The 625-nt window shown below is 66.7% G+C and carries 1 protein-coding gene; it reads right to left on the bottom strand.

What is annotated here, in order from left to right; genetic code table 11:
- Positions 1–43: 43 nt before the first annotated feature.
- A partial coding sequence (locus AC1DWF_RS35935) for a glutathione S-transferase C-terminal domain-containing protein (RefSeq protein WP_476843224.1) occupies positions 44–625 on the bottom strand: 582 nt, incomplete at its 5' end.

The following is a 625-nucleotide window of genomic DNA, read 5'->3' as shown; positions in this document are numbered from 1 at the left end:
TCCGCGACCCCGAGGACAACATCATCGAGATCTACGCGGAGTATTAAGTGTCCGCGGGCGCCAGCTTGTCCTGCGTCTTCGTCTCGAAGTCGCCGGCGTCGTGGCGCTCGTGCAGCTGCGTCTCGGGCTCGCCGGCGAGGCGGTTGACCATGCGGCCGCGCTTGACCGCCGGGCGCGCCCAGATCTGATTCGTCCAGCGCAGCACGTTCTTGTACTCGTGCGCGGCCAGGAACTCCGACCCGCCATAGCTGTCGAACTTCACCAGCCCGCCATACCAGGGCCAGATGGCCATGTCGGCGATGGTGTAGTCCGGCCCGGCCACGTATTCGCTCTCGGCGAGACGGCGGTCCAGCACGTCGAGCAGGCGCTTCGTCTCCATGGTGAAGCGGTCGATCGGGTATTCCTGCTTGGTCGGCGCATAGGCGTAGAAGTGCCCGAAGCCGCCGCCGATATAGGGCGTGCTGCCCATCTGCCAGAATAGCCAGGACAGCGCCTCGGCGCGCGCAGCCGGCGCGGTCGGCAGGAAGGCGCCGAATTTTTCCGCGAGATGGACCAGGATCGCGCCGGATTCGAAGACCCGGATCGGCTCGGGCCCGCTGCGGTCCACCAGCGTCGGGATCTTGGA

It is taken from the genome of Aminobacter sp. P4_D5, from assembly GCF_056401815.1.
Note: the sequence above shows the minus strand (reverse complement) of the source record. Positions and strands in the feature narration are given on the sequence as shown.